The organism is Actinoplanes sp. NPDC051470, assembly GCF_040682035.1.
In the GTDB taxonomy this organism is placed as follows: Bacteria; Actinomycetota; Actinomycetes; order Mycobacteriales; family Micromonosporaceae; genus Actinoplanes.
On sequence record NZ_JBFBAA010000026.1, the window covers coordinates 73,816 to 96,922 of the forward strand.

The window sequence follows — 23,107 nt, forward strand, 5'->3', positions numbered from 1 at the left end:
GAAACGCTGGCCGAGACGCTCACCGACGCCGGATTCGAGCGCCTGCGCATCGAGATGCTCGATCTCGACCCGCCGGCGGCGTGCGTCATCGGGTACACGCCGCTCGGATCCTCACCGCCCCACTCCGTGCACCGCCCCCACGTAGGGAGACCCCATGGATTTCACCGACCTCCTGCGCCAGAGGCGGATGACCCGCCAATACCGCCAGGACCCGGTTCCCGCCGACGTTGTCCGACGCATCGTCGGAGTCGTGCACCGCGCCCCGAGCGCGGGATTCAGTCAGGGGCACCGCATCGTCGTGATCACCGATCCGGCTCGGCGCGCCCGGCTCGCCGCCATCGCGGAACCCTGGTACCTGCGGCACGGCCACCAGTCCTGGATCTCTCAGGCACCGGTGCACTTGGCCCTCGGCATCCGCGAAGCCGCCTACCACGACCGCTACCAGGAACCCGACAAGATCCAGGACGACGGCGCCGAGATCCCCTGGCCGGTCCCGTTCTGGTGGTTCGACGCCGGCGCGCTGCTCGTCCTGCTCCAACTTGCCGCCGCGAACGAAGGACTCGCCAGCGGCTTCTACAGCCCGGCCGCACCCGACGAACTGGGCGCCTTGGCCGAGGTGGCCGAACTCCCCGACGGCACCATGCTCACCGGCGTCATGACCCTCGGCCACACGTCCGACGACTCGGCCGCCCGGACGAGCCGGCTGTCGTCACGTCGGAAACCCCTCGACGAACTGGTCACCTGGCTCGATTGACCATTCGTGGCTGCCGCCTGCCGTGGTGCAGCCAAGCTGGTGATGACGCCTTTCCTGCGCACTGCAACGAAGGTCGTCCAGGGGTGAGGTGTGAGGGTTGACACACTTGAGCACAGCCTGTGACTATGCGCTTAGTAAGCGCTCGCTCGGCGAATGTCGGCCTGCCGCGTGCTGCGGAGCTGAGGCGCCCACCTGTTTACAGATGAGGGACTGACCATGAAGGTGTCGTGTGCGTTCCCGACAGCTCTGGACTCGCCCGACATGATCGCGGTGGCAGAGACGCTCGGCTACGAGCGGGCGTGGGTCTATGACACCCCGCAACAAAGCCCGGACGTGTGGATGACACTGGCCCTGGCCGCGGTCCGGACGAAGCGCATTGGTCTCGGCCCCGGTGTCCTGGTCCCCAGCCTGCGGCACCCGATGGCCAACGCCGCCGCCACGGCGACGCTGTGTGCCCTCGCTCCGGGCCGGGTCGCGGTGGCGTTCGGCACCGGGTTCACCGGCCGCCGGGCGATGGGCTACGGGGCGGTCACCTGGTCGTTCATGGACTCCTACATCCGTGCCTACCAAGGCCTCCTGCGCGGTGAGGTGGTCGAGTGGGAAGGAGCCAGCATGCAGATGCTGCACCCTGACGGGCACGCCCCACACCGTCCGGTGCAGGTCCCGGTGATCGTCGGCGCACTGGGCCCGAAGGGCAACAAGGTGGCCAACGAGCTCGGCGACGGACTGTTCACCACCTTGCTGCTGCCGGAGTTCGCACACGACTACCCCTGGTCGGCCTACCTGGCCTGGGGCACCGTCCTGGACGACGACGAGAGCGACGACTCCGAGCACGCTCGTGCTGCCGGCGGCCCGGGATGGGCACTGTCGTTGCACGGCGCCTTCGAGTTCGGCGGGCCGGACGCCGTCCGCGCGCTTCCGGGCGGTGAGCAGTGGATGGACGTGGTGGAGCGAGCACCGGCCGCCGAGCGTCACCTTGCCGTCCACGCCCAGCACTGCGTCGGCCTCAACGAGGCCGACCAGGCCGCCTGGAACGCCGGCGGCAACGTCACGCTGCGCGACGTCACTCTCACCGGGACCCGGGCGCAAATGCGCGAGAAGCTCGACAAGATCAGCTCGCAGGGGATCACGGAGATCGTCTTCCAGCCGTGCGGTCCCGACAGAGAGCGGGAGCTCGAGCGTTTCCTCGAGGTCGCGCGTTGAACCCGTCCACAAGCGACCGGACCACGCACGGGCCCGGGTTCACCGGCCCAGCGTCCGGATGTGCTTGTTCTCGATGACCTCGGTGGTTTCGGTGGGCTTGTCCAGAGCAACCCGGATCATCGCCTGGGCCAGCACGTCGACCCCGACCGACAGCGGCCCGTAGAGCGCGCGGACCAAGGCATTCGTCCCCCGCGGAAGCACCTTCGCCGGGCGGAAGCAGAACACCTCCATGCCTGGCCGCCGCGCCGCGAACTCGCGCAGCGCGATCTCGGCCCTTCCCTTCACGCTCTCCGGCTTGGTGCCCCAACCACTGACGTAGCAGAATCGAAAATCGCCGGGCGGCAACGCGTCGACGAACGCCATCGGGTAATCGACGGTCAATCGATGATGGAGGGCCTTGTCGCCGCCCGGAGCGAAGCGGCTGCCCAGTGCCCAGATGCAGGCATCGTGACCAGCCAACCGGTCGACCACCTCGGTGCCGTACACGTCGAAGTCGCCCAACACGAGCGACTCGACCTTGTCCGAGTCGACCGGCACCGGACGCCGCACCAAACACGTCACCCTGCTCACGTCGGGCCGGTCGACCAGCTGTCGAAGGGTTTCTGACCCGATAAATCCGGTCGCCCCGGTGAGCAACACCCGCATTGTCCGCACTTCCGTATCGTCTGGGTCCAACCTGGACCTTGGTGAAGGTCACTGTACGAAGCCGACGACGGCCTTCGGCGCTGCCACGCGGTAGGACGGGGACGATGGCTCCGATGGTGACGCGGCGGTGGTGTCGACGACCGTTGCACCCTGGACGACATCTGGATCTTCACCGACTTCTGGCGCCGTCTCGGCATCACCTACCCCGACACGGAGGCGCCGACCCGAGCGGTGCGGCTGCCTGAACCGGGCCACGGCGCGCTCCCGGCCGGCGGCTTCTCGCCGTGACCCGGCATGATGATGCGCCGGCTCATGATGCCGGCCGCGGACCGCCCTGGGCTTCCAGGCCGCCGCGGTCACCCATCCCGATCAGGCCTGCGACGACATCGAGGCCGCGGTGCCGCCGGCGCTGACCGGCCGCGGTGCCGTCCAACCGTTTGGTTTCACCGGTGCGGTCGAGCTCCAGGTCGACGTGCTACGGCCCGACATGACCGACCACGCCCTGCTGGTGCCGGGAATCGAACGCCTGGACGGATGCACTCTGCGTTACGCGGCTCCCGACTTTCCGGCGGCCCATCGGATGATCGAGCTCATCGCCGTTCTCGGCGCGCTGTGACCACGCCCGGGGCATCGCGTCGAGTAGCCGCTCCCGGTTGATCGGTCGGCGGAGCTGGTCATGGGCGTGCGGCGGGAGCTCGACGAACGCTACCGACTAGTTGGTAACAAGGTGGCCGCTCGGACGGACGAAAAGGCGGATATTCTCCGTAAGGCGTAGATATGCTGTGGCGGTGAAACGCCGTTCCGTTCTTGCGGCCGCGGTGGCTGGAGTGGGGATCACGGCCACCGAACCCGCCGAACCGGTGCTCAAGCCGATCAGCATGGCGATGCACATCCACGGGCCGTTCAGTGAGGGCGGCGCCAGCTTCGAGGCCCACCTTCAGCAGGCCCGGCAGCACGCCGTGGATCTGGTGTGGTGGACCGATCACGACTGGCGGATCGCCGCTCATGACCATCGGAAGGCGGTCCACTTCGACGGGCTCGTCGAGCTCGAGGCCGGCCTGGCCTGGACGTGGAAGCCGAGCATCGAGGGACTGCTGACCACGGCCGCGTCGGCGTTCGTGGACGGCCCGCACAGTCCGGACGACCCGGGCCGGGCGCTGCGGCTCACCGCGCGCGGGGCCGGCGCCACGGGCGGGATCCTGTGGCAGGTCGGCTCGGCCTGGAACACGGTTTATCACACGTGCATCGCCGACACCGTGCTCAGCCTGGACGTCCTGCCGGAGCTGGCCGGTCCGGACGCGACGCTGCTGGTGCAGATGAAGCTGTCGTACCACCCGGCCCGGGGTGGGTTACCGGCCGGCGAGTACGTGCTGCGTTACCGGATCGGCGGCGCCGTGCTCCCGGCGTACACCAGCAATGGTCTGCTCGGGGTTGTTGATCTTCCTGCCCCGGCCGGCGTCTGGACCCGGCTCACGCTGCGGCTCGCCGACGACGTCAAGCGGCTCTGGCCGGGCCTGGTGGCCGGCGACAACAGCATGCGCGGCCTGCGGGTGGGTGTCGCGGCCGGACCGGACCGGCAGGCCGGCTTCGTGGTCGACCGGCTCATCTTCCAGCGGGAGCGGCGCGCCGGTCAGGCGGGTGAAGACCTCAGGGCCGAGGTGCTTTCGGCGTACGACGAGGAGTACGCCGACGTCAAGCACTACCGCGCGTACGAGATCTCGCTGGTCCGCCACCTGAACTGGTACGGCGGAGACCAGACGCTGCCCGCCTTCCCGTCCCCGCCGGTGCGCGACGACGACCCCGCGGCGATGGGCAGGATGGTCGATTTCCTGCACGACCACGGCGGCATCGTGTGCTGGAACCATCCGATGGACGTGGCGACCCGCGAGCAGCTCGCGACCCTGATGATCGAGAAGCGGATGCTCGGCGTCGACCTGGTCGAGATCGGTCGCGACCCGCAGGAGGACCTGCTGTGGGTGTTCGACGTCGCCGCCCGCAACGCGCTGTTCTTCACGGCGGTGGGCGCCAGCGACGAGCACGACGGCGAGGACTGGCTGGCCGGGCCCGAGCGCTGGCTGACGTACGCGTGGGCGCCGACCCGGCGGCGTACCGATGTCGTGCCGGCGCTGAAGAAGGGCGCGGCCTGGTTCGTCGACCCGGCCGCCTACCGGGGCTCGCTCGACCTGCGGGTGGCCGGCGGTTCCGCGATGGGCGCCGTGATCATCACCAAGGACAAGTCGGTGACGGTCGACGCGGTGGCGACGGATCTGCCCGCCGGGTCGGTCCTGGAGATCATCACCGGGGTCACCGACCTCACCGGCCTGAAGAACCTGACGCCGGCGGTCACGGTCCAGCGGGTCTCGGCGGGCACGTCGCTCAAGGTTCGTCCCGGGGCCGGCGCCTACGTGCGTACGCAGGTGCGGCTGGCCGACAACCGCCTGATCGCGGCGTCCAACCCGGTGTGGCTGCTGCCGAAATCGCCCCCGCACGGCGTGCCCGCCGACCGCAAGCGAAAGCTTTGATCATTTACGGTACGGACCGTGCGAGATCTTGCCAGTCGGTTACCGGCGGCTGTAGCGGTATCGTCTCCTCTGTGTAGTGCCGGGTAACATCCGCCCGGGCTCGCGGAAGGGGCACGATGGTCGAAAGTGGGGTGTCCGGCCCCGAGCCGTCCGGGGTCAGGCCCGTCGTGGGCGTGCTGTCGCCCTTCCTCGGTGGCTGGTACTTCGGTGGTGTGCTCGAAGGGATCGCCCAGGTCGCCGCCGACGCCGGCGCGGCCGTGGTCGCCGTGCAGACGTTGGACGCGGGCACCGATCAGCTCGAGTTGAGCGAGCCGCCCCACCCGCCTCATCCGCTGGCCTGGGACCATGCCGCCGGCTTCGTGGTGATCGTGAACGCGGCGAGCGGGAAGTACCTGCACGAGATCCAGGCCGGCGGCCGGCCGGTCGTCGTGGTCAGCCACGAATACCCCGAACTGGACTGTCCGACGGTGTTCCCGGACAACCGGGTCGGCGTGCGCGCGGCGGTCGAACACCTGATCCGGCACGGACATCGGCGGATCGCGTTCGCCGGCTTCATGGGCGCCCAGGACCAGCGTGAGCGCTGTGAGACGTACCGGCGGTCGCTGATCGCGCACGGCATCACGCCCGACCCCGACCTGATCTTCGAGGCCGACGACAACCAGAAGGCCGGCGGCGAGGGCGCGGCCCGCGCGATGCTCGCCGCCGGGCTGCCGTCGACCGCGGTGCTGGCCGGCACCGACCTCAACGCGATCGGCCTGATCGAGGTGCTGACCGCGGCCGGCTGCCGGCTCCCCGGCGACCAGGCCGTCGTCGGGTTCGACGACCTGTCCGACGCCTCGTTCACCGAGCCGCGCCTGACCACCGTGCGGCAGCCGCTGTTCCGGGTCGGTTCCACCGCGGCCGAGGTGCTGCTGTCGGCGATCGACGGCAGCGGCGGCGGGCCGGTGCGCCACGAGGTGGCGACCCACCTGGTCGTGCGGGAGTCGTGCGGCTGCCCGGCGGCCGAGTTCCCGGGCAGCGAGGCCGACGCGGTGCGCTCGCCCGACACGCTGCGGGCCGAGGGCCGGTCGCAGTACCGGGAACGCACCAAGCTCCAGCTCGCCCTGAGCAACCAGTACGACATCAGCCTCGACCTGCTGCGCAGCCACGAGGAAGATCCCCGGCAGCTCGGCTGGCTGCGGCGCACGTCGGCGCGGGCCGGCTGCCTCGGGCTGTGGACCGAGACGCCCGGCTCCGGCGATCAGCCCCTGGCCATCGTCGGCCATTTCGACCGCGCGACCCGCACCGGGCCGCTGCCGCCGGTCCGGGCCAGCGGGTTCCCTCCTCAGGCGACCCTGGACGCGGGCCGCGCCGAGCCCGGCCTGCTGACGTTCGTCGTGCCGGTGCGGGTCCGCAACCGCGACTGGGGACTGCTCGCCACGGTCGACCGGGTCGACCTGCAGGCGGCCACCGGGCGCGAGCCGATCAACCAGTGGGCCGCGCTGCTGACCGTCGCCCTCGACTACCAGGCGGTGCTGCGGACCCTCCGCGCGCAGGAGGAGCAGCTGCGCGAGAGCGCCCTCTACGACCACCTCACCGGCCTGCCGAACCGCCCGTACTTCCTGCAGCTGCTGGCCTCGGCGGTGGCGTCCGGCCCCGGCGTCGCCGTCCTGTTCGTCGACCTCGACGAGTTCAAGCTGGTCAACGACACGTACGGGCACAGCGTCGGCGACCAGATCCTGATGGAGGTCGCCGAGCGCCTGCGCACCGAGCTCGGCCGCCACGGCACGGCCGGCCGGTTCGGCGGCGACGAATTCCTGGTCCTGCTGGACGCGCTCGACGACGGCCACACTCCCGCGACGATGGCCGAGCGGCTCCAGGCGGCGCTCAACCGCCCCCACCGGCTGGCCGGGCGGCAACTCGTGGTCACCGCCAGCATCGGCCTGGCACTCGCCCACAACACGACCGCCGCCGACGCGGAGTCCCTGGTCCGCGACGCCGACACGGCCATGTACTGGGCCAAGCGCAACGGCGGCCAGGCCGTCTTCGAGCCGCGCATGCACGACGAGGTGCTGACCAGGCTGCACGACGACGCCTGAGTCCCCCTCCCCCGGTCGGCCGACCTGACGAGGGGTGGCGGCCGATGGTGCTGGATCATGTGTGTCATGGCTGTGCTGGTGGAGATCCACTTCCCGATGACCGCTGACGACGAGTGGATCGATGACGTCGGTGACTTCATGATCGATCTGGAGGAGGAGCTCGGCATCGAGGAGTACGACGACGGCGAGGAGTTCGGTGACGCCTACATCTTCTTCATCGCGGGCGCCGGCGAGAGGACGCTGCTGGCGGCGGCGTCCCGGGTGGCGACCCGCGACGGTGTGCCCGCGGGCGCCTTCGCCATGGTGACCGACACCCAGGCTCCGCAGTTCGGCCTGGGCCGGCGGGTGCCGCTACCGGTGCGGTGACTCCCCGGCCGGCCTGGCCTTCTGCGGGTGGATCGTCTCGTGCCGGGCCAGCATCGCCACGAACTCGGCGATCTTCCGGCTGCGCGTCTCGGCCCGCTTGACGCCGTTGACCCGGCCGATCAGGGAGAAGCGGTTGGACTTGGTCAGCACGTCGAACATCGCCTGCGCCGCCGGGTCCGCGGCGATCGCGGCCAGCAGGTCGGCCGGCACCTGCGCCTCCGACGGCGGCGCATAGGCGACCGCCCACCGCCCGTCGGCCTTCGCGGCGTCCACCGCGGCGCGGCCCGCGGGCAACATCAGGCCGGCCGCCTCCAGCCGGGCCACGTTGGCGACGTTGCGCTGGGACCAGATGCTGCGGGACCGGCGCGGGGTCAACCGCCGCCAGGAACTCTCGTCGTCGCGCTTGCGGGCCTGCCCGTCGATCCAGCCGAAGCACAGCGCCTCGTCGACCGCCTGCTGCCAGGTCAGCGTGGTGACGGAGCCGCCCTTCCGGGTCAGCGCGAGCCACACGCCCGGGGAGGCGGTGTGGTTCTCCAGCAGCCACGCGCGTAGCGCCGCGCCGTCGGCCACGATCAACTCGTCCAGTTCGGTTCCCGCCACCACCGCAGGCTAGCCGAGCGATCATGCCGGGTGGCTCCGGCCGGCCGGGCCCGTCAGGTGGCGGCGAGCGTCTCGGTCAGGCCGATGGCCGTCGACTGGAGCAGCAGCCGGAGCCGGGGCCGGAAGTCGAGAGCGACGTGGCCCCAGTCCGGCACCTGCTCGTACAGCGCCGCCAGGGTCGGCGTCGGGTGCGACACCTGCCAGAAGTTGGCGGCGAAGGCGAGCGTGGCCGCCAGCAGGGCCTGGATCTGGTCGACGGTCATGCGGCTCACCCGGTCGAGGACGGCCACGATCTCGTCGTACGCGGCGAACGCGTTGGTCTTGTACTGCCGGGCCCGCTCGATGTCGACGTCGCCTTCCAGGCTCAGCGTCACGTGGGTCAGCAGGTCGCAGAACACCGGCAGGGACGAGATGGTGTCGGCCAGCACCATCGCCACCTCCCGCGGCCCGAGGCCGTCGCCGTCCCGGACCTGGTCGGCGATCGCGGCGCTCCACTGTCGCCAGCCTCGTTCGGCCAGCTCGAGGAGCAGTTCCTCCTTGCTGGCGTAGTACCGCCGCACACCCGTGCGATGCAGGCCGGCTCGCTCGGTGACGACGCCACTTAACGCAACATGATGTGCGTTAACTAGGGAGGGAACCGTCATGAAGGCTGTCCAGGTCACCGAGTTCGGCGATGCGAAGGTCCTGGCGCTCACCGAGCTGCCCGATCCGGTTGCACCCGGGCGAGCGGGTCCTGGTGCACGGCGCGTTCGGCGCCCTCACGGCGGCGTTCCCCGGCATCGCCAAGCAGCTCGGGGCGACCCGGGTGGTCGGCTCCGTGCGCGGTGAGCGGGTGGCCGCGGCGGCTACCAGCCGGCTCCCCTATGACCAGATCGTCGGCCACCATGGTGAGCGTCCTCGGCGACGAGAAGTTCGACGTGATCGTCGACCCGGTCGGCGGTCAGGTCCGCACCGAGAGCCTGCGGCTGCTCGCCCCGGGTGGCCGGCTGCTGCTGGTCGGCAACGCCAGTGGCGACTGGCAGCACGGCGTCGACGGCAACGCGGTCTGGCAGGGCAACTTCGTCGTGGCCGGCTTCAACGCCGGTGGCTACCTGCCCGCGCACCCGGAAGTCGTTCCCGCCGCCGCGGCCGCCGCGCTGACGGCAGCCGCCTCCGGGCTCGCCGACACCGAGATCGAGTTGCTGCCTCTCGCGGACGCGGCGACCGCTCACGAACGGCTGGAAGGCCACACGGCCCAGGGCCGCATCGTCCTCGTCCCTTGAGACCTGATTCCCCGGGAGAACATCGTGAGCACACGCCCCAGGAACGACTTCGTCACGAAGCTGGCCGGCCGGCTCGGACAGCGGGCGCTGGAGCGGGGTGTGAACCCGGCCTCGCCGCCGAGCACCTTCACCTACGACCCGGACGACCCGACCCCGGCGCTGGGCGGGCCGAAGCTGGACGGTAACCGGCCCGGCCCCAGGGACAACCGGCCGCTGGAGAAGCGTGCCGACGTGCTGACCTTCACCTCATCGGCGCTCGAGTCCGACCTGGAGGTCATCGGCGAGGTCACGGAGCAGGTGTGGCTGCGGGCCGACCGGCCCGGCTGCGACCTGTTCGTCCGGCTGTGCGACGTCGACCAGCGCGGCCGGTCGAGCAACGTCTGCGACGACCTGGTCACCGTCCGGCCCGAGGGCATCACCGAGGTCGCCGTGCGGCTGTCACCCACCGCGTACGCCTTCCGGCGCGGCCACCGCCTGCGCGTCCAGATTTCCGCCGGGGCGTTTCCCCGGTTCGCCCGCAACCTCGGCGGCGACGAGCCGGTCGCGACGGCTACCGAGGCCCACGTCACTCGCCTCGAGATTCTGCACGACGGCGCCTACCCCTCCGCCGTGCTGCTGCCGGCCAGTACGGCGTGAATCGACCGCGCGCCCATCCTCGCGACGGCCTAGCATCGGCCGATGTTCGAGCTTCGACGCAGCGACGATCTCCTGCCCGCGGCCCGCGAGATCCTCGACCAGGAGCGGCGCCGGCTGGCCCGGCTCCTCTCGACGCCGCATGAGCTGGTCCTGTCCGGCGGCAGTTCGGCGCCGGGGGCCCTGACCAAGGGCGACGTTGATCTGCACCTCCGCGTCCCGCCGGCCGCCTTCGACGCCGTCGTGGCCACGCTGACCGGGATCTACCAGGTCGTGCGTCCGGAGATCTGGCAACCGACCCTGGCGACCTTCGCCGTGGAGTCGGACCTGCCGACCGGCGTCGCGGTCACCCCGGCCGGCTCCGAGCACGACCTGCGGTTCACCCGGACCTGGCAGCGGATGGCCGCGGACCCGGCCCTGGTCGACGCCTACAACGACCTCAAGCGAAGACACCGGAACGACCCCGAGGAGTACGAGCGCAGGAAGTCGGCCTTCTTCGACGAGGTGACCACCCTGCGCGTTGAATGACCTCAAAGCGGATACAACTGCATAATCTGGACATGTACGTTTCTCGAAAGCTGCGCGTCACCGCCGCGCTGGTCGTCGCCCTGTCGGCCGTGGCCATCCCGGCCGAGGCTCACCCCGGTCCCCCGTCGTCCGTGTTCGACCCGGCCTCGGTCGCCTGGTTCTCCGTCCGCGACCAGTCCAGCGCCGCCTTCGCGCAGACCTTCGCCACGATGAAGGCCGACGGCTTCCTGGTGCTCGACCTGGAGGTCGACGCGTCGCCGGGGCCGTACCAGGTCGGCGCGGTGTTCCAGCGCAACGTCGACAACCGTGACTGGCGCTCGCTGCGCGACCTGACCGAGGCGCAGTTCGCCACCGAGAAGGCCAAGGCCACCGCCGACGGGCTGCGCCCGGTCGATGTCGAGGTGTACCAGATCGGCAGCCAGCGGCGGTACGCGGCGGTCTGGGTGCAGAACGTCGAGAAGCTGGGCTCCTCGATGCGGCACGACCTGACCGGCGCCGCGTTCGGCGCCTGGCACGACGAGCAGAAGGCGGCCGGGCGGCTGCCGCTGGACGTCGAGCAGTACCGCACGCCGGCCGGAATGCGGTACGCCGCGGTCTGGGTGGACAACAAGGAGAAGCTCGCCTGGCAGCTGCACCGCGACCTGACCAGCGCCCAGTACGGCACGATCTTCACCCAGAACCAGGGCGCCTTCCGGATGACGGCCCTCGACTCGGCGACCACCCCGGCCGGTCAGCGGTACGCCGGGGTCTGGGTCGCCAACCCGGGCAAGCGGGAGTGGCGCGAACGCCGGGACATGACCGCCGCCGCGTGGAACAACTGGTGGAGCCGCTACTCCGACGAAGGGTTCCGGCTCATCTCGTACGAGCGGTACCAGACCTCGGCGGGTGTGCGCTACGCGGGCATCTGGCGGCAGAACAACGAGCGTCCCACATGGAGCCTGCGGTCCACGATCGACGCCCGGATCCAGAAGCACCTGACCGACGAGAAGGTGCCCGGCGTCAGCGTCGCGATCGTGCAGAAGGGCCAGTACCGCTACGTACGCGGCTTCGGGCAGGCCGACGTGGCGAACGACGTCTGGCTCGACTCGAAGCACGTGCTCGGCCTGGCCTCGGTCAGCAAGGCGGTGACCGGCGCGCTGACCTTGAAGCTGGCCGACCAGAAGGTGATCAAGCCGGGTGACAAGACCGCCAAGTACCTGCCGGCCATCCCGAAACAGCACACCCACACGCTGAAGCAGCTCGCCGACAACACCGGCTGCGTGCAGCACTACGACGAGGGCACCGGCTTCGGCGGCAACACGCCGTACGCGACCTCGCTGGCGTCGGCGCAGGTGTTCTGGAAGGACCCGCTGGTCTGCACGGTCGGTTCGTACCACTACAGCACCCACGGCTACACCATCCTGTGCGCGGCGCTGGAGCAGGCCACCGGCCAGAACACCGCCGATCTGATCCGGACCAGGCTGACCACGCCGTACGGGCTGGGCACGCTGCGCGCCAAGCGGCTCAGCGACACCGGCGTACGCCGTTCGCCGATCTACGACACCGATAACAAGAAGATCCCGTTCGAGGACGAGAGCGCCAAGACCTGTGGCGGCGGCATGGAGTCGACCCCGGCCGACGTGGCCTGGTTCGGCCACCGGCTGGCCAAGGGCGAGATCCTGTCGGCCCCGTCGATGACCGCCATGTGGGGCGCGTCCGGTTACTCGTACGGCTGGAGCGTCTACACCGAGAGCGGCCACAAGGTGGCCGCCAAGGACGGCGCCAACACCGGCGCCCGCTCCTACCTCCAGGTCTACCCGGACGATGACATCGTCGTCGCGGTGATGAGCAACCGGCGCGGCCACGACACCACCAAGCTGGGCCAGGAGATCGGCACCATGGTCCTGAACGGCTGACCCACGGCCGAGTCGATGTCGGCTGCGTCGCGCCTCGCTACTGTGGGTTCTGGAAGATCAGAGCCCCCAGGAGGACCGCGTGACGCAGCCGACCATCTATGACGCCCAGATCGCCGATCTCCACGGCAAGCCGCTCGACCTGGCCCAGTTCCGCGGCGCCGCCACCCTGGTCGTCAACGTGGCGTCCCGCTGCGGCAACACCCCGCAGTACGCGGCGCTGGAAGAGCTGCACGAGCGCTACTCCGGGCGGGGGTTCTCGGTGCTGGGCGTGCCGTGCAACCAGTTCGGCGGCCAGGAGCCGGGCACCGCCGACGAGATCGCCGACTTCTGCAGCGCGACCTACGGCGTGACCTTCCCGATGACCGAGAAGGTCGAGGTCAACGGCGACGGGCGGCACCCGCTGTACCGGGCGCTGACCGACGAGCTGGACGCCGAGGGCTACTCCGGCGACATCCGCTGGAACTTCGAGAAGTTCCTGGTCGGGCCGGACGGCGCGATCCGGGCCCGGTTCAGCCCGCAGACCCAGCCCGACTCCCCCGAGGTGGTCGCCGCCGTCGAGTCGGCGCTGCCCTCGTCATGAGGCCGTGACGGAGATCGTGTGCCAGCCGGTGGCGCCGGACGGGAACGGGGTCGCTCGGGCCTCGGTCTGACGGGCGCCGGTCTGGTCGGTGGCGCGCACCGCCAGGGTGTGCGGCCCCGGTTCGGGGGTCCAGGTCAGCCGCCACTGGACCCAGGTGTCGGCCGAGGGCACGGGCAGCAGTTCGGCCGGTCGCCACGGGCCGTCATCCACCCGTACCTCAACCGCCTTGATCCCCCGCCCTTGCGCCCAGGCCACTCCGGCGACCGTTGCGGGACCGGGCTTGAGCTGCGCGAACGGCAGCGGTCGCTCGATCCGGGAGGCGGTCTTCACCGGCGCCTGGGCGGCCCATCCGCGGCGTACCCAATAGGCGTCGAAGTCGGCGAACGTGGTCAGCTCGAGCTCGGTCAGCCACTTGCAGGAGCCGGCGTAGCCGTACAGGCCGGGGGTCAGCATGCGCACCGGGAAGCCGTGGTCGAGCGGCAGCGGCTCGCCGTTCATCCCGACACAGAGCATCGCGTCGCGGCCGTCCAGCAGCGTCGCCACCGGGGTGCCGATCGTCATGCCCTCGGCCGAGCGGGCCACCAGCTGATCGGCCGTGGGATCGAGGCCGGCCTCGCGCAGCAGCGGGGCCAGCGGCACGCCCAGCCAGCGGGCGGTGCCGATGTACGGCCCGCCGACCTCGTTGGAGACGCAGTTCAGGGTGATGTCGCGTTCGATCAGCGGCCGGTCGAGCAGGTCGGTGAAGCTCAGGCTCAGTTCGCGGCCGACCATGCCGTGCAGCCGCAGCCGCCACGACGCCGGGTCGATGCGCGGGACGGTGAGCGCGGTGTCGACGCGGTAGAAGTCGGCGTTGCGGGTCATGAATCCCGCTCCCACGCCGGTGGGGCGGGGTGCGGCCGGGTCGGCCGGCGCCGGTAGCCGGATCGCCGCCCGCGACTCGGTCAGGGCTCCGCCGCGCGCCCGCTCCACGATTCCGGCGGCGCCACCGGCGGCAACAGTTCCACCCGCGATGACAGCGGCGGTCTTGAGAAAAGCGCGACGATCCACGCGTACGAGAAAAGGCTTGCCTTCTTGCGCGACCTGGACGCTCCGGGTGGTCGCCGCGATCAGCACGGCACCGGCCACGGCCGCCGCGACCAGCGACGGCACCGCGTCGAACCACCCCGCCGACGGCCGGGACACCGCGGCGGCGGCGCCCGCCACCCCGAGCAGCACGGCCCCGGCGACCCCGGCCCCGCGCCGCCGGAGGGTCAGCACGCCGAGCCCGGCCGCGAACAGGGCCAGCACCAGCGCGATGGAGCCGAGCAGCACCGGCTTGTCGTAGGTGCCGAGCTGCCGGACGGCGAACTCCTTCACCGGGGTCGGCGTGGCGTCGATGATCGCGCCACCCACCGCCACCAGTGGCCCCGCCGGCGGGCGGGTGGCGGCGGCGAGAAGCTCGCCCACTGCCACCCCGCCCGCGGCGGAAAGTACCCCGAGCAGCGCGGCCGGAATGATGCGGCGCATGATGCCTCTTCTCCTCAGCGCTGGGTGGGGGCCGTGGTCACTACTTGGGCATCAGGACCGTGTCGATGATGTACACGTTGGCGTTGGCCGTCTGCACGTTGCCGCAGACCACGGCCGACTGCCCGTCCACCTTGAAGTCCTCGCCGCTGCCCTCCACCGAGAGCGACTCGCCCTCGAGGGTCTTGTGGGTGCCGGCCAGCTGCTCCGGCGTGAGCTTCCCGGCCACCACGTGATAGGTGAGGATGCTGGTCAGGGTCTTCTTGTCGGCCAGCACCTTCTTCAGGTCGGCGGCCGGGATCTTGTCGAAGGCCGAGTTGGCCGGCGCGAAGACGGTCAGATCCGGCGCGGTGTTCAGCGAGTCGACCAGGCCGGCCTGCTTGACCGCGGCCACCAGCGTGGAGAGCACCGGATTGCCGGAGGCGGCGGTCGCCACCGGCACCTTGGCCATCGAGGCGAAGCTGCCCGGGTTGGACTCGTCCGTCGGCACGGCCGAACAGCCCGGCCCGAAGTTGGCCCCGGCCATCATCGCCGGCGCCGAGCTGGCCATCGTCGTCGGAGCGGGCGCGGCCGCCTCGGTCCCGCCGCCGGCGTCGCTGTCACTGCCGCACGCGGCGATCGAAAGCGTGAAAAGGCCGGCCGCGGCGAGCGCGGTGAGCTTGGTGATTCGCATCGTTTACCCCTCATCGTCATGATCTGTCATGAGTCATTCGGGGCAAGTCAGGTGCCGGATGGGTCGGAAAAGGTAATGCTTTCCGGTCAGCCGGTGAAAGCCGACCAGCAGAGGTCGTTGCGCAGCCTCTGATCGTCCAGCACGAGGTCGCGGACAGCGTCCGGAAGCTGGTCGCGCTGCCACCGGCACTCGGCTCGCGCCGCCGCGTCGCCCGCGCCCTCCGGCGCCGCCGCCCGCGCGGCCTTGATCGCGTAGGCGGCCGCGCCGAGCTCATGCGCGGCGACGTGGGCGACCACCGCGGCCTGGCCGGCGGCGTACGCGGCGAACCGGGCCGCCCCACGCAGGTCTCGGGCCGCTCCCATGGCGTGGCCGCCCGCCGCGCGCGCCTGCATCATCTTGACCTCGCCGCGCACCCAGGCCCGGGCCTGTTCGATCGCCTGGCGCGGCCGCGGATCGTCGGGCCGGACCGCCTCGAACAGGCCGAGCACGTGCTCAGCGCAGGTGGCCGCCCACAGCGCCAGCAGCTGGTGATCGGCATCGGTGAGGCCGCCGCCCCGCCGTACCGTCACGAAGCGAGGATCACGCACCTTCGGCAGAATCACGCCCGATCCTATCGCCGCTCCACCACGAGTGTGAGCCAGCGCCGACCGGCCTTGTTACGGTCGACAGGTGGACGCGGATGCCCCGGACACCCTTGCCGCATGGCGGGAACGCGCGGACAACCTGCTCGACCGCGTCCTCGAGGACTCCGATCCCCGGCTGTCCGAGCAAGCCGTTGCGGACGCCCGTGACCTGGCGGAACAGACGTCAGACGCGGACGACCTGGGGCGGCTCGCCTCGGGACTGATCCTCCATTGGGAACTCACCCGGACGGAAGCGTCGTTCCGCGAGGCGATCAGCCTCTTCGAGCTGATGGCGGAGGCGACGACCGATGGGGCGGCGCGGACCGCCCGCCTTCTGGCCTGGCGCCGGCGGGCCGAGCTGGACCCGTCGCGGGACACGCTGGACATGGTGCTGGCGGAGCTGAGCGCCGACGCGGACGACGACGGCGTCGGCTCGGAGGCGTACGACTACGTGGTGATGTCGCGCTACTACGCCGCCTATCTGCGTACGGACCTGGAAGCCGCGGTTCATCGCATCCGGGCCCGGATCCGTAGAGCGGCCCCCGACGGCGAACAGGCGGCCGCTCTCCAAGCGCAGCTCGCGTCGCTGTTGTGCGACCGCTATGACGCCGACGGCAACTCGCAGGACCTCTTCGACTCGGTCGGCGAGCTCATCTCCGGGTGGGCGGCTCGCGATCTGGAGCACCCGCCCGCTGCCCTCGACGCGGTCATCCGCGCAGCCGAGCCCGCGGTGCCGCGCCTCACCCGCTCCCGGCAACCGGTCGTCGCGATGCCGCTCTACTCGTTGGCGCTGCGCCGCTTCAACCGGGACCAGACCGAGGAGAACGGGACCGTGATGGTCCAGATGGCGGCGGCCCTGGGTGCGAGCTTTCCACCGTTCATGCCCATGCACGCCAACGCGTTGATGGCACGGTTCAAGGCGCTGGGGGACCCGGCTGATCTGGACGCCGCCATCGCGGTGATGGAGTCACTCCCCGAGAAGACCGCGTCCGACGGCACCTCCAGACTCGCCTTGGCCGACTCCATGCTCTGGCGGTACGCGCGTTCCGGTGTCGTCGAGGACTGGTTCCGGGCATTCCAGGCCATGGACTCCGACGAGATCCTGACCGTCGAGGAACCGCGGGTCCGTATGGGCTACGCGTACAACGCGCTGGTCCTGGGGGAGATCGGCCGTTCGCTGGCACCGGGTCTCCCGACGGCCGCCACCGCCCGGCTGGTGGCGATCCTCGATCGGGCGCGATCGCTCACCGACCATTGGGAAGAGGAGAGGGCCCTCGACATCATCGCCGGCCACATCCTGGACGCGGCGCCTCTCTCGGACGTCATGGACGCCGATCTCGGAGCCATGGCGGCCGCCGGCCGGGCTGAAGAGCTCGACGTGACGCGGCGACTCACAACATCGGCGACGTCACATCTGACCCTCCGGCAATGGGACCATCGGCTCGCGCGCGGGCCAGGGAACCGGGATGTCAGCTCCCGGATCGTAGCCGCCGTGTTGCGCGCCACCGCGCTCCTGGAACCCCGGGATGTTGTCAGCAAGGTCAGACTCGTCAGTGTGCTGTTCTCGCGGGTAGCCGAGACTTCCGACGAACGCGACCTCACCGAGTGCGTCGGCCTGGCCGACGCGGTGCTGCCCAGGATCATGGGGCGATGCCTGCGGGGCATCGTCCTCTCGGACCTCGCCGGGGCCTTGGCGTCGCGGCACAACGTCGGCGGCGACCTCGGTGACTTGGACCGCTCCATCGCGACGATGCGGGACTCGGTCATGGTGACCACGGCGGATTCGCCCTGGTTCCGGGACCGGCTGGTGTACCTGAGCGAGAAACTGGCCCACCGGTTCGAACTCCGTGGGGCCCGGCGCGACCTCGACGAGTCGATCGAACAGATCGAGCGCGCACTGGCCGCCGTGGACGACGACACCCCGGCGGCGACCCGGATCTCGGTCCACAACGGGGTCGCCGGCGCGTACCGGCGCCGGTTCCGGCTGGACCGGGACGCCGACGACCTCGTCCGCGCCGTTCAGGCGTTGCGCGATGCGCTCACCCTCGTTTCGGACCCGACGCAGCGGATGTACGCGACGGTTCACCACAACCTCGCGTCATGCCTGCTGCAGATGGACAGCGAGGGTGATGACGCCGTGGATCTGACCGAGGTGGTCACTCATTTCCGGATGGCGCTGGACGCTACGCCGTCGATCCATCCACAGCGCCTCGACCGGCACGCCATGCTCGCCCGGGCCCTGGCCAGGCGGGCCAGGACCGAGGCGGCGGAGGAGTCCGACCGTACGGAGGCGCTCGCGATCCTCCGTGACGTGGTGACGCACTACGGCGCCGACGAGCCTCTGCGGTACGAGGCCGTCCTGTCGCTGGCGCAGCTGTTGGCCGACGATCCGGCGACGGCCGCCGACGTGACGGAGCTGTGTCGCGAGATCGTCCGCTCCACCCTGCCGTCCGCGCTGACGCGCTTCAACGCCGGCATCGTCTGGACGCACGTCGCCGAACGGCACGCCACCCCGGAGGAAGCCCTCGACGCCTGGGACGAGGTCGTCGACCTGCTGGAGATCGCCGCGCCGAAAGACCTGCCGCGAGCCGACCAGGAGAGGGCGGTGGAACAGTTCCAGGACCTCGCGTCGTCGGCCGCGTCCTTCGCCGTCGCGGCCGGGCAGCCCGAGCGGGCCGTCGGCTACCTCGAGCGAGGACGCCTCCTCCTGTGGCGGCAGACCACCGCGGACGTGCCGGCGGCGGAGGGCGACGGCTTCCGGCTGGACGATCTCATCGCCCGGCTGGGCCGCCGTCTGGTCATCGTCGTGGTGGTGAAGGCATGGCGCTGCGACGCCATTCTGGTCTCCGCCGGCGGGGTGCGGGTCGTCGAACTGCCGGATCTGCGCTACGACGACCTGGTGCGACGATGCGGCGAGTTCCTCGATCTGCTGCACGAGTACGAGCGGGGCGGCGCCGCCGACGCAAGCGGCCGGCTGTGGCCGCTGCTCGGCTGGCTCTGGCAGTCGGTGGCCCGGCCGGTCCTCGACGCGATCCCACCGGGCGCGGGCCGGCACCGGCTGATCTGGTGCCCGACCGGCCTGCTGTCGCTGCTCCCGCTGCACGCCGCGCACGATCGGGCCGGCGCGTCGGGCCTGGCCGACGTCGCGATCTGCTCGTACGTGCCCAGCCTGACCGCCCTGGCCCGATCCCTGGCCCGGCCGGCGCCGGCCGGAACGATCGAGGACCTGCTCACCATCGCCGTGGAGGAGCACCGCGCCGCCCAGCCCCTGCCGCATGTCCGGGCCGAGGTCGCGGCCGTCATGGAGGCGGTGCCCGAGGCCCGGCATTCCTCGTTCCTGAACCTCCGCGCGACCCGGCGGACCGTCCTGGACGAGTTGGGCCGGCACCGCTTCCTGCATATCGCCAGCCACGGACTCCACAACGGGCTCGACCCCGCGGCCGGGGGCATTGCCCTGGCCGACGGCGTGCTGACCGTGCTCGACCTGGCCGCCGCGCACCGCGACGACGCCGAACTCGCCTACCTGTCAGCCTGCCGGACCGCGACGACCGGCGCCCGCCTCGCCGACGAGTCGATCCACCTCGGCACCGCGTTGTTCCTGTCCGGTTTCCGCGCCGTGGTCGGCACGATGTGGGCGGTCGCCGACGCGATCGCGGCGAGGGCGGCACGCGCCTTCTACCTGCGCCTGCGAACCGGCGGCGCCGCCGACACCGCCGCGGCCCTGGCCGACGCCGTCGACCAGCTCCGTGCGCGATATCCGGACGAGCCGCTGTTGTGGGCCGGTTTTGTGCACATCGGCGGCAGCCATGGCGACCCCGGTCTCGATTGAGGGTCGCGGTGAGCAGGGCGGCGTTTATATGGTCTTGGCCATGACGTCGCTCGACGATCTTGTGGACCGGTACCTCTCCCCCGCGATCACCCCGCACTACGAGAACTCGTCGGTCGAGTTCGTCGTGGACGGGCGGGTGTGGATGCGGCGGATGCGCGAGCTGCTGACGTCGCTCGGGCCGGGCGACGCGGCGTACATCTGCGGTCTGCAGTTGGAGCCCGCGATGGACCTCACCGGCAAGCAGCCCGGCGAGCCCGGCTACCAGGCCCTGGGCGAGATCCTGGCCGGGCTGGCGAGAGACGGCGTCGACGTCCGGGTGATCCTGGCCGGCGCCGTGGTCAGCAGCAGCATCGTGCGGCCGACGATCGGGCCGTTCCACCAGAACGTCAGCTCGGCCCATCGGCTGCGACGCTGGCGGCCCAAGGGCGACCCGCGTACGGATCCGCCGCCGCTGGCCGACCGGGTCCTGCTCGACTGGTCCGGGTCGGGCGTCGGCTCCAACCACCAGAAGGTCACCCTGATCCGGCGCGGCAACGAGCTCACGGCCGGCGTCGGCGGCATCGACTACGCGGCCAGCCGGGTCGACGAGACACCCCACCGGCGGCTGGCCGTGCGCGGCGGGCGGTGGGGCTGGCACGACGCGGGGACGATCATCCGGGGCCCGGCCACCACCGATGTCTGGCGGGCGCTGCGGATGCGCTGGATCGGGGCGGTGAACCTGCCGCGCCGGCGGTACGTCTGGCCGTCCGTCAAGGGGTTGCCGGTGCTCAACCCGCAGGGCATGGCCGCCGAGATCGCGCCGGCGCCGGCCCAGCCCGCCCAGCCGGCACCGGGGTCGGCCTGCCAGGTTCTGCGGTCGGTCGGGCCGTGGTACATCGACTCGCTGCTGCCGTGGGAGCGGCGGCCGTACAGCGACGGGTCGCCGGAGGGCGTACACGAGATCTACCTGACCCTGGTGCAGGCGCTGGGCGCCGCGCAGCGCTACATCTACATCGAGGACCAGTACTTCCGCGAGTACCCGGGCGGTGACCGCCGCTTCGAGCTGTACCCGTACCTGCGGGCGGCGGCGGCCCGCGGGGTCAAGGTGATCCTGGTCGGCTCGGGCACCCGCGACCCGGCCGAGTCCACGCCGCTGATCAACGGCACGGTCAACGCCGACCTGCAGAAGAAGGTGATCGAGCCGCTGCCCCAGCGGCTGCGGCGCAACGTCGGCCTGTGGCGGGTCGAACACCTGACCGTGCACGCCAAGATCTTCATCATCGACGACCGGTTCGCCGCGGTCGGCTCGGCCAACTTCTTCAGCCGGTCGATGGCCGGGGTGGACACCGAGCTGACCACGGCGGTGGTCACCACCGGCGACGACGTGCGAGACCTGCGGGCGCAGCTGTGGGCCGAACATCTGCGTACGCCGATCAGCGACGAGCTGCGCCCCCACCTGGAGAACCTCGACCTGGCCATCGGCATGTTCCGCCCCGAGTGGCTGCCGCCCAAGGAACCTGCCGGCTCGTGGCGGACCCCCGGCATGCCGGACGGCTTCGACCCGCTCGAAACCGTGCTGACCCTCGTCGGCCCGCCGTAGGCGTCACATCTCGAGCACGGCGCGGTAGCGGGCCGTGCCCTGGCGTACCCGATCGAGCGCCTCGTCGATCCGCGCGACCGGAAAGGTCTCGACCTGGGCCGCGATGCCGTGCCTGGCCGCGAACCCGAGCATCGCCCGCTGCTCGGACGGCGTCCCGACGTTGCCGCCGGCCACCTTGCGCTCCCCGGTGAACATCCCCAGCGGGGCGAACGACAGCCGTCCGTGCGGCACGCCGACCAGGCAGAGCGTGCCGCCGGGCCGCAGCGCCGCCAGGTAGGCGTCCCAGGGCAGGTCGGCGGGCACGGTGGACAGGACAAAGTCGAAGGCGCCGGCCGGCGGCTCCTCCCCCACCACCACGTCGTGCGCCCCGAACCGCCGCGCGTCACCGGCCTTGCTCTCGCTGGACGAGATCGCGGTGACGTGGCAGCCCCACGCCCGGAGGAACTGCAGCGCGAGGTGGCCGAGACCACCGACACCGACCACCGCCACCCGGTCGATCGGCCTCACCCCATGCCGGAGCAGCGGCGGAAACACGGTGGCGCCGGCGCAGAGCAGAGGCGCCGCTGTGGCCGGGTCGAGCCCATCGGGAATCGGCTGCACATGCCGCCAGTCGCTCGCCCGGACCTGGCTCGCGAAACCCCCGTCACCGCCGCGGGTGGCGGTGACATCCTTGCGCGGGCACAGGTTCTGCCGTCCGCTCAGACACCACTCGCAGGCCTGGCACGACCCGGCGACCGCCCCAACCCCGACCCGCTGCCCGACCGCGATCGACGACGGGTCGACCTCGTCGCCGACGCCGATGACCACGCCCACCGCCTCGTGGCCGACGACCATCGGGTAGCGGGAGATGCCGTACGCGTTGTCGATGAGGCTGACGTCGGTGTTGCAGACGCCGCAGTGGGTGACCCGGACGTCGACCTCGCGTGGGCCGAGCGGCCGGGCCTCGGCCTCGATCACGCTGATGGGGCCGCCGGGCTTGTCGACGCTGTACTTGAGCACCGCAACTCCTTAGTTACCGACTAGTTGGTAACTAACGTACGAGCCTCGGGCCGCCCTTAGCAACCAACTAGTCGGTAACTAAGAGCGCCGGCCGTGCCAGCCGCACGTCTTGCTACCAACTAGTCGGTAACTAGGAGCGCCGGGCCCCGCTGGCCGCGCGCCTTGCTACCAACTAGTCGGTAACTAGGGGCGCCGGGCCGCGACGGCCGCACGCCTTGCTACCAACTAGTCGGTAACATAGGGCCGTGAGAACCCGGAACCCCCCTGAGAAGCGCCGTCGCATCTTCGCCGCGGCGACCGCCGACTTCTCCAAGCACGGCATCGCCGGCGCCCGGGTCGACCGCATCGCCGCCGAGGCCGGGGTCAGCAAGGCCCAGATGTACGCCTACTACGGCGACAAGTTCGCCCTGTTCGGCGCGGTGGTCCGGGCCCACGCGAACGCCATCGTCGACGAGACGCCGTTCACCGCCGAGGACCTCCCGGGGTACGCGGTTGCGCTCTACGAAGCCGCCCGAGCGCGCCCCGACGTCATCCGCCTGCTGATCTGGGCCCGGCTCGAATGCGTCGAGTTTCCCCTGGACGCGGACGGCCTGCGCGCGAAGCTCGACGCCATCGCCGAGGCCCAGGCCGCCGGCACGCTCGACCCGGCCATCAGCCCCGAGAACGTCCTGGCCCTGCTGTCCACGATGGCCCTGACCTGGACGGCGATGGGCCCGCTGCCCACTGCGGCCCGGCACGACGAGAACCAGGCGGCGCTACGCCACGCGGTCGCGCAGGCGTTCGAACGCCACTGACACCAGCACGCCACAGCCGGCCGCGCAGGCGTTCGAACGCC

General features: G+C 71.1%; 21 protein-coding genes. 14 read left to right on the top strand and 7 right to left on the bottom strand.

What is annotated here, in order from left to right; genetic code table 11:
* The first annotated feature begins 154 nt into the window (after positions 1 to 154).
* The gene (locus tag AB0M54_RS35025) at positions 155 to 754 is read left to right on the top strand and encodes a nitroreductase family protein (RefSeq protein ID WP_364476074.1); all 600 of its coding nucleotides are present in this window, start codon (positions 155 to 157) and stop codon (positions 752 to 754) included.
* A 216-nt stretch (positions 755 to 970) separates the two neighbouring features.
* Entirely contained in the window at positions 971 to 1,957 is a 987-nt protein-coding gene (locus tag AB0M54_RS35030) for an LLM class flavin-dependent oxidoreductase (RefSeq protein ID WP_364476076.1), read from the top strand.
* A gap of 39 nt (positions 1,958 to 1,996) precedes the next feature.
* Here the strand turns inward: AB0M54_RS35030 and AB0M54_RS35035 are convergent, their stop codons facing one another.
* Positions 1,997 to 2,602, bottom strand: a complete 606-nt coding sequence (locus AB0M54_RS35035; protein ID WP_364476078.1) for an NAD(P)H-binding protein — start codon at positions 2,600 to 2,602, stop codon at positions 1,997 to 1,999.
* A 334-nt stretch (positions 2,603 to 2,936) separates the two neighbouring features.
* On the opposite strand from AB0M54_RS35035, the gene AB0M54_RS35040 reads away from it, so the two are divergent.
* From AB0M54_RS35040 to AB0M54_RS35055, 4 genes are all read left to right on the top strand, one after another.
* Positions 2,937 to 3,218, top strand: coding sequence for a M55 family metallopeptidase (locus tag AB0M54_RS35040; RefSeq protein WP_364330131.1), 282 nt, complete (start codon positions 2,937 to 2,939; stop codon positions 3,216 to 3,218).
* A gap of 172 nt (positions 3,219 to 3,390) precedes the next feature.
* Entirely contained in the window at positions 3,391 to 5,124 is a 1,734-nt protein-coding gene (locus tag AB0M54_RS35045; protein WP_364476080.1) for a hypothetical protein, read from the top strand.
* Positions 5,125 to 5,240: 116 nt separating this feature from the next.
* A complete protein-coding gene (locus AB0M54_RS35050) occupies positions 5,241 to 7,202 on the top strand; it encodes a GGDEF domain-containing protein (RefSeq protein ID WP_364476081.1) in 1,962 nt (653 codons plus the stop codon).
* Positions 7,203 to 7,268: 66 nt separating this feature from the next.
* Positions 7,269 to 7,568, top strand: coding sequence for a hypothetical protein (locus AB0M54_RS35055; protein ID WP_364329994.1), 300 nt, complete (start codon positions 7,269 to 7,271; stop codon positions 7,566 to 7,568).
* On the opposite strand, the gene AB0M54_RS35060 is transcribed toward AB0M54_RS35055, so the two are convergent.
* Both AB0M54_RS35060 and AB0M54_RS35065 read right to left on the bottom strand, forming a co-directional pair.
* The gene (locus AB0M54_RS35060) at positions 7,554 to 8,168 is read right to left on the bottom strand and encodes a YdeI/OmpD-associated family protein (RefSeq protein ID WP_364476083.1); all 615 of its coding nucleotides are present in this window, start codon (positions 8,166 to 8,168) and stop codon (positions 7,554 to 7,556) included. The genes AB0M54_RS35055 and AB0M54_RS35060 overlap by 15 nt on opposite strands.
* Positions 8,169 to 8,221: 53 nt before the next feature.
* Complete coding sequence (locus AB0M54_RS35065) at positions 8,222 to 8,728, bottom strand: TetR family transcriptional regulator (protein ID WP_364476085.1); 507 nt, start codon at positions 8,726 to 8,728, stop codon at positions 8,222 to 8,224.
* Between the two features lie 303 nt (positions 8,729 to 9,031).
* On the opposite strand from AB0M54_RS35065, the gene AB0M54_RS35070 reads away from it, so the two are divergent.
* From AB0M54_RS35070 to AB0M54_RS35090, 5 genes are all read left to right on the top strand, one after another.
* A complete protein-coding gene (locus AB0M54_RS35070; RefSeq protein WP_364476087.1) occupies positions 9,032 to 9,430 on the top strand; it encodes a zinc-binding dehydrogenase in 399 nt (132 codons plus the stop codon).
* A gap of 24 nt (positions 9,431 to 9,454) precedes the next feature.
* Positions 9,455 to 10,066, top strand: coding sequence for a CocE/NonD family hydrolase (locus AB0M54_RS35075; RefSeq protein WP_364476089.1), 612 nt, complete (start codon positions 9,455 to 9,457; stop codon positions 10,064 to 10,066).
* 42 nt (positions 10,067 to 10,108) lie between these two features.
* Entirely contained in the window at positions 10,109 to 10,591 is a 483-nt protein-coding gene (locus tag AB0M54_RS35080; protein ID WP_364476091.1) for a GrpB family protein, read from the top strand.
* Between the two features lie 32 nt (positions 10,592 to 10,623).
* Positions 10,624 to 12,486, top strand: coding sequence for a serine hydrolase (locus tag AB0M54_RS35085; protein ID WP_364476093.1), 1,863 nt, complete (start codon positions 10,624 to 10,626; stop codon positions 12,484 to 12,486).
* A 79-nt stretch (positions 12,487 to 12,565) separates the two neighbouring features.
* On the top strand, positions 12,566 to 13,066 hold the full coding sequence (locus AB0M54_RS35090; RefSeq protein WP_364476095.1) for a glutathione peroxidase: 501 nt from the start codon (positions 12,566 to 12,568) through the stop codon (positions 13,064 to 13,066).
* Here the strand turns inward: AB0M54_RS35090 and AB0M54_RS35095 are convergent.
* The 3 genes from AB0M54_RS35095 to AB0M54_RS35105 form a co-directional block, all read right to left on the bottom strand.
* Positions 13,061 to 14,572, bottom strand: coding sequence for a molybdopterin-dependent oxidoreductase (locus AB0M54_RS35095; protein ID WP_364476097.1), 1,512 nt, complete (start codon positions 14,570 to 14,572; stop codon positions 13,061 to 13,063). The two genes, AB0M54_RS35090 and AB0M54_RS35095, sit on opposite strands and share 6 nt — an antisense overlap.
* 40 nt (positions 14,573 to 14,612) lie before the next feature.
* Positions 14,613 to 15,242: a fasciclin domain-containing protein gene (locus AB0M54_RS35100; protein WP_364476099.1), complete on the bottom strand. Its 630-nt coding sequence runs from the start codon at positions 15,240 to 15,242 to the stop codon at positions 14,613 to 14,615.
* Positions 15,243 to 15,328: 86 nt separating this feature from the next.
* Positions 15,329 to 15,844 carry a putative immunity protein gene (locus tag AB0M54_RS35105; RefSeq protein WP_364476100.1) on the bottom strand — a complete coding sequence of 172 codons (516 nt, stop codon included), beginning with the start codon at positions 15,842 to 15,844 and terminating at the stop codon, positions 15,329 to 15,331.
* 67 nt (positions 15,845 to 15,911) lie between these two features.
* On the opposite strand from AB0M54_RS35105, the gene AB0M54_RS35110 reads away from it, so the two are divergent.
* Positions 15,912 to 19,694, top strand: coding sequence for a CHAT domain-containing protein (locus AB0M54_RS35110; RefSeq protein ID WP_364476102.1), 3,783 nt, complete (start codon positions 15,912 to 15,914; stop codon positions 19,692 to 19,694).
* A 40-nt stretch (positions 19,695 to 19,734) separates the two neighbouring features.
* Complete coding sequence (locus AB0M54_RS35115; RefSeq protein WP_364476104.1) at positions 19,735 to 21,273, top strand: phospholipase D-like domain-containing protein; 1,539 nt, start codon at positions 19,735 to 19,737, stop codon at positions 21,271 to 21,273.
* Positions 21,274 to 21,276: 3 nt separating this feature from the next.
* Here AB0M54_RS35115 and AB0M54_RS35120 read toward each other — a convergent pair whose 3' ends face one another.
* Positions 21,277 to 22,272: an NAD(P)-dependent alcohol dehydrogenase gene (locus AB0M54_RS35120; protein WP_364476106.1), complete on the bottom strand. Its 996-nt coding sequence runs from the start codon at positions 22,270 to 22,272 to the stop codon at positions 21,277 to 21,279.
* Positions 22,273 to 22,517: 245 nt separating this feature from the next.
* Between AB0M54_RS35120 and AB0M54_RS35125 the strand changes: the two genes are divergently transcribed.
* Positions 22,518 to 23,066 (top strand): TetR family transcriptional regulator, encoded by a 549-nt coding sequence (locus AB0M54_RS35125; RefSeq protein WP_364476108.1) that lies wholly within the window; start codon positions 22,518 to 22,520, stop codon positions 23,064 to 23,066.
* The last annotated feature ends 41 nt before the right edge of the window (positions 23,067 to 23,107 follow it).

Excerpts from the sequence above, each read along its gene's own strand:
- AB0M54_RS35025 (WP_364476074.1), top strand. The coding sequence starts at position 155 with ATGGATTTCACCGACCTCCTGCGCCAGAGGCGGATGACCCGCCAATAC.
- AB0M54_RS35030 (WP_364476076.1), top strand. The coding sequence starts at position 971 with ATGAAGGTGTCGTGTGCGTTCCCGACAGCTCTGGACTCGCCCGACATG.
- AB0M54_RS35035 (WP_364476078.1), bottom strand. The coding sequence starts at position 2,602 with ATGCGGGTGTTGCTCACCGGGGCGACCGGATTTATCGGGTCAGAAACC.
- AB0M54_RS35050 (WP_364476081.1), top strand. The coding sequence starts at position 5,241 with ATGGTCGAAAGTGGGGTGTCCGGCCCCGAGCCGTCCGGGGTCAGGCCC.
- AB0M54_RS35055 (WP_364329994.1), top strand. The coding sequence starts at position 7,269 with ATGGCTGTGCTGGTGGAGATCCACTTCCCGATGACCGCTGACGACGAG.
- AB0M54_RS35070 (WP_364476087.1), top strand. The coding sequence starts at position 9,032 with ATGACCAGATCGTCGGCCACCATGGTGAGCGTCCTCGGCGACGAGAAG.
- AB0M54_RS35080 (WP_364476091.1), top strand. The coding sequence starts at position 10,109 with ATGTTCGAGCTTCGACGCAGCGACGATCTCCTGCCCGCGGCCCGCGAG.
- AB0M54_RS35085 (WP_364476093.1), top strand. The coding sequence starts at position 10,624 with ATGTACGTTTCTCGAAAGCTGCGCGTCACCGCCGCGCTGGTCGTCGCC.
- AB0M54_RS35095 (WP_364476097.1), bottom strand. The coding sequence starts at position 14,572 with ATGCGCCGCATCATTCCGGCCGCGCTGCTCGGGGTACTTTCCGCCGCG.
- AB0M54_RS35100 (WP_364476099.1), bottom strand. The coding sequence starts at position 15,242 with ATGCGAATCACCAAGCTCACCGCGCTCGCCGCGGCCGGCCTTTTCACG.
- AB0M54_RS35115 (WP_364476104.1), top strand. The coding sequence starts at position 19,735 with ATGACGTCGCTCGACGATCTTGTGGACCGGTACCTCTCCCCCGCGATC.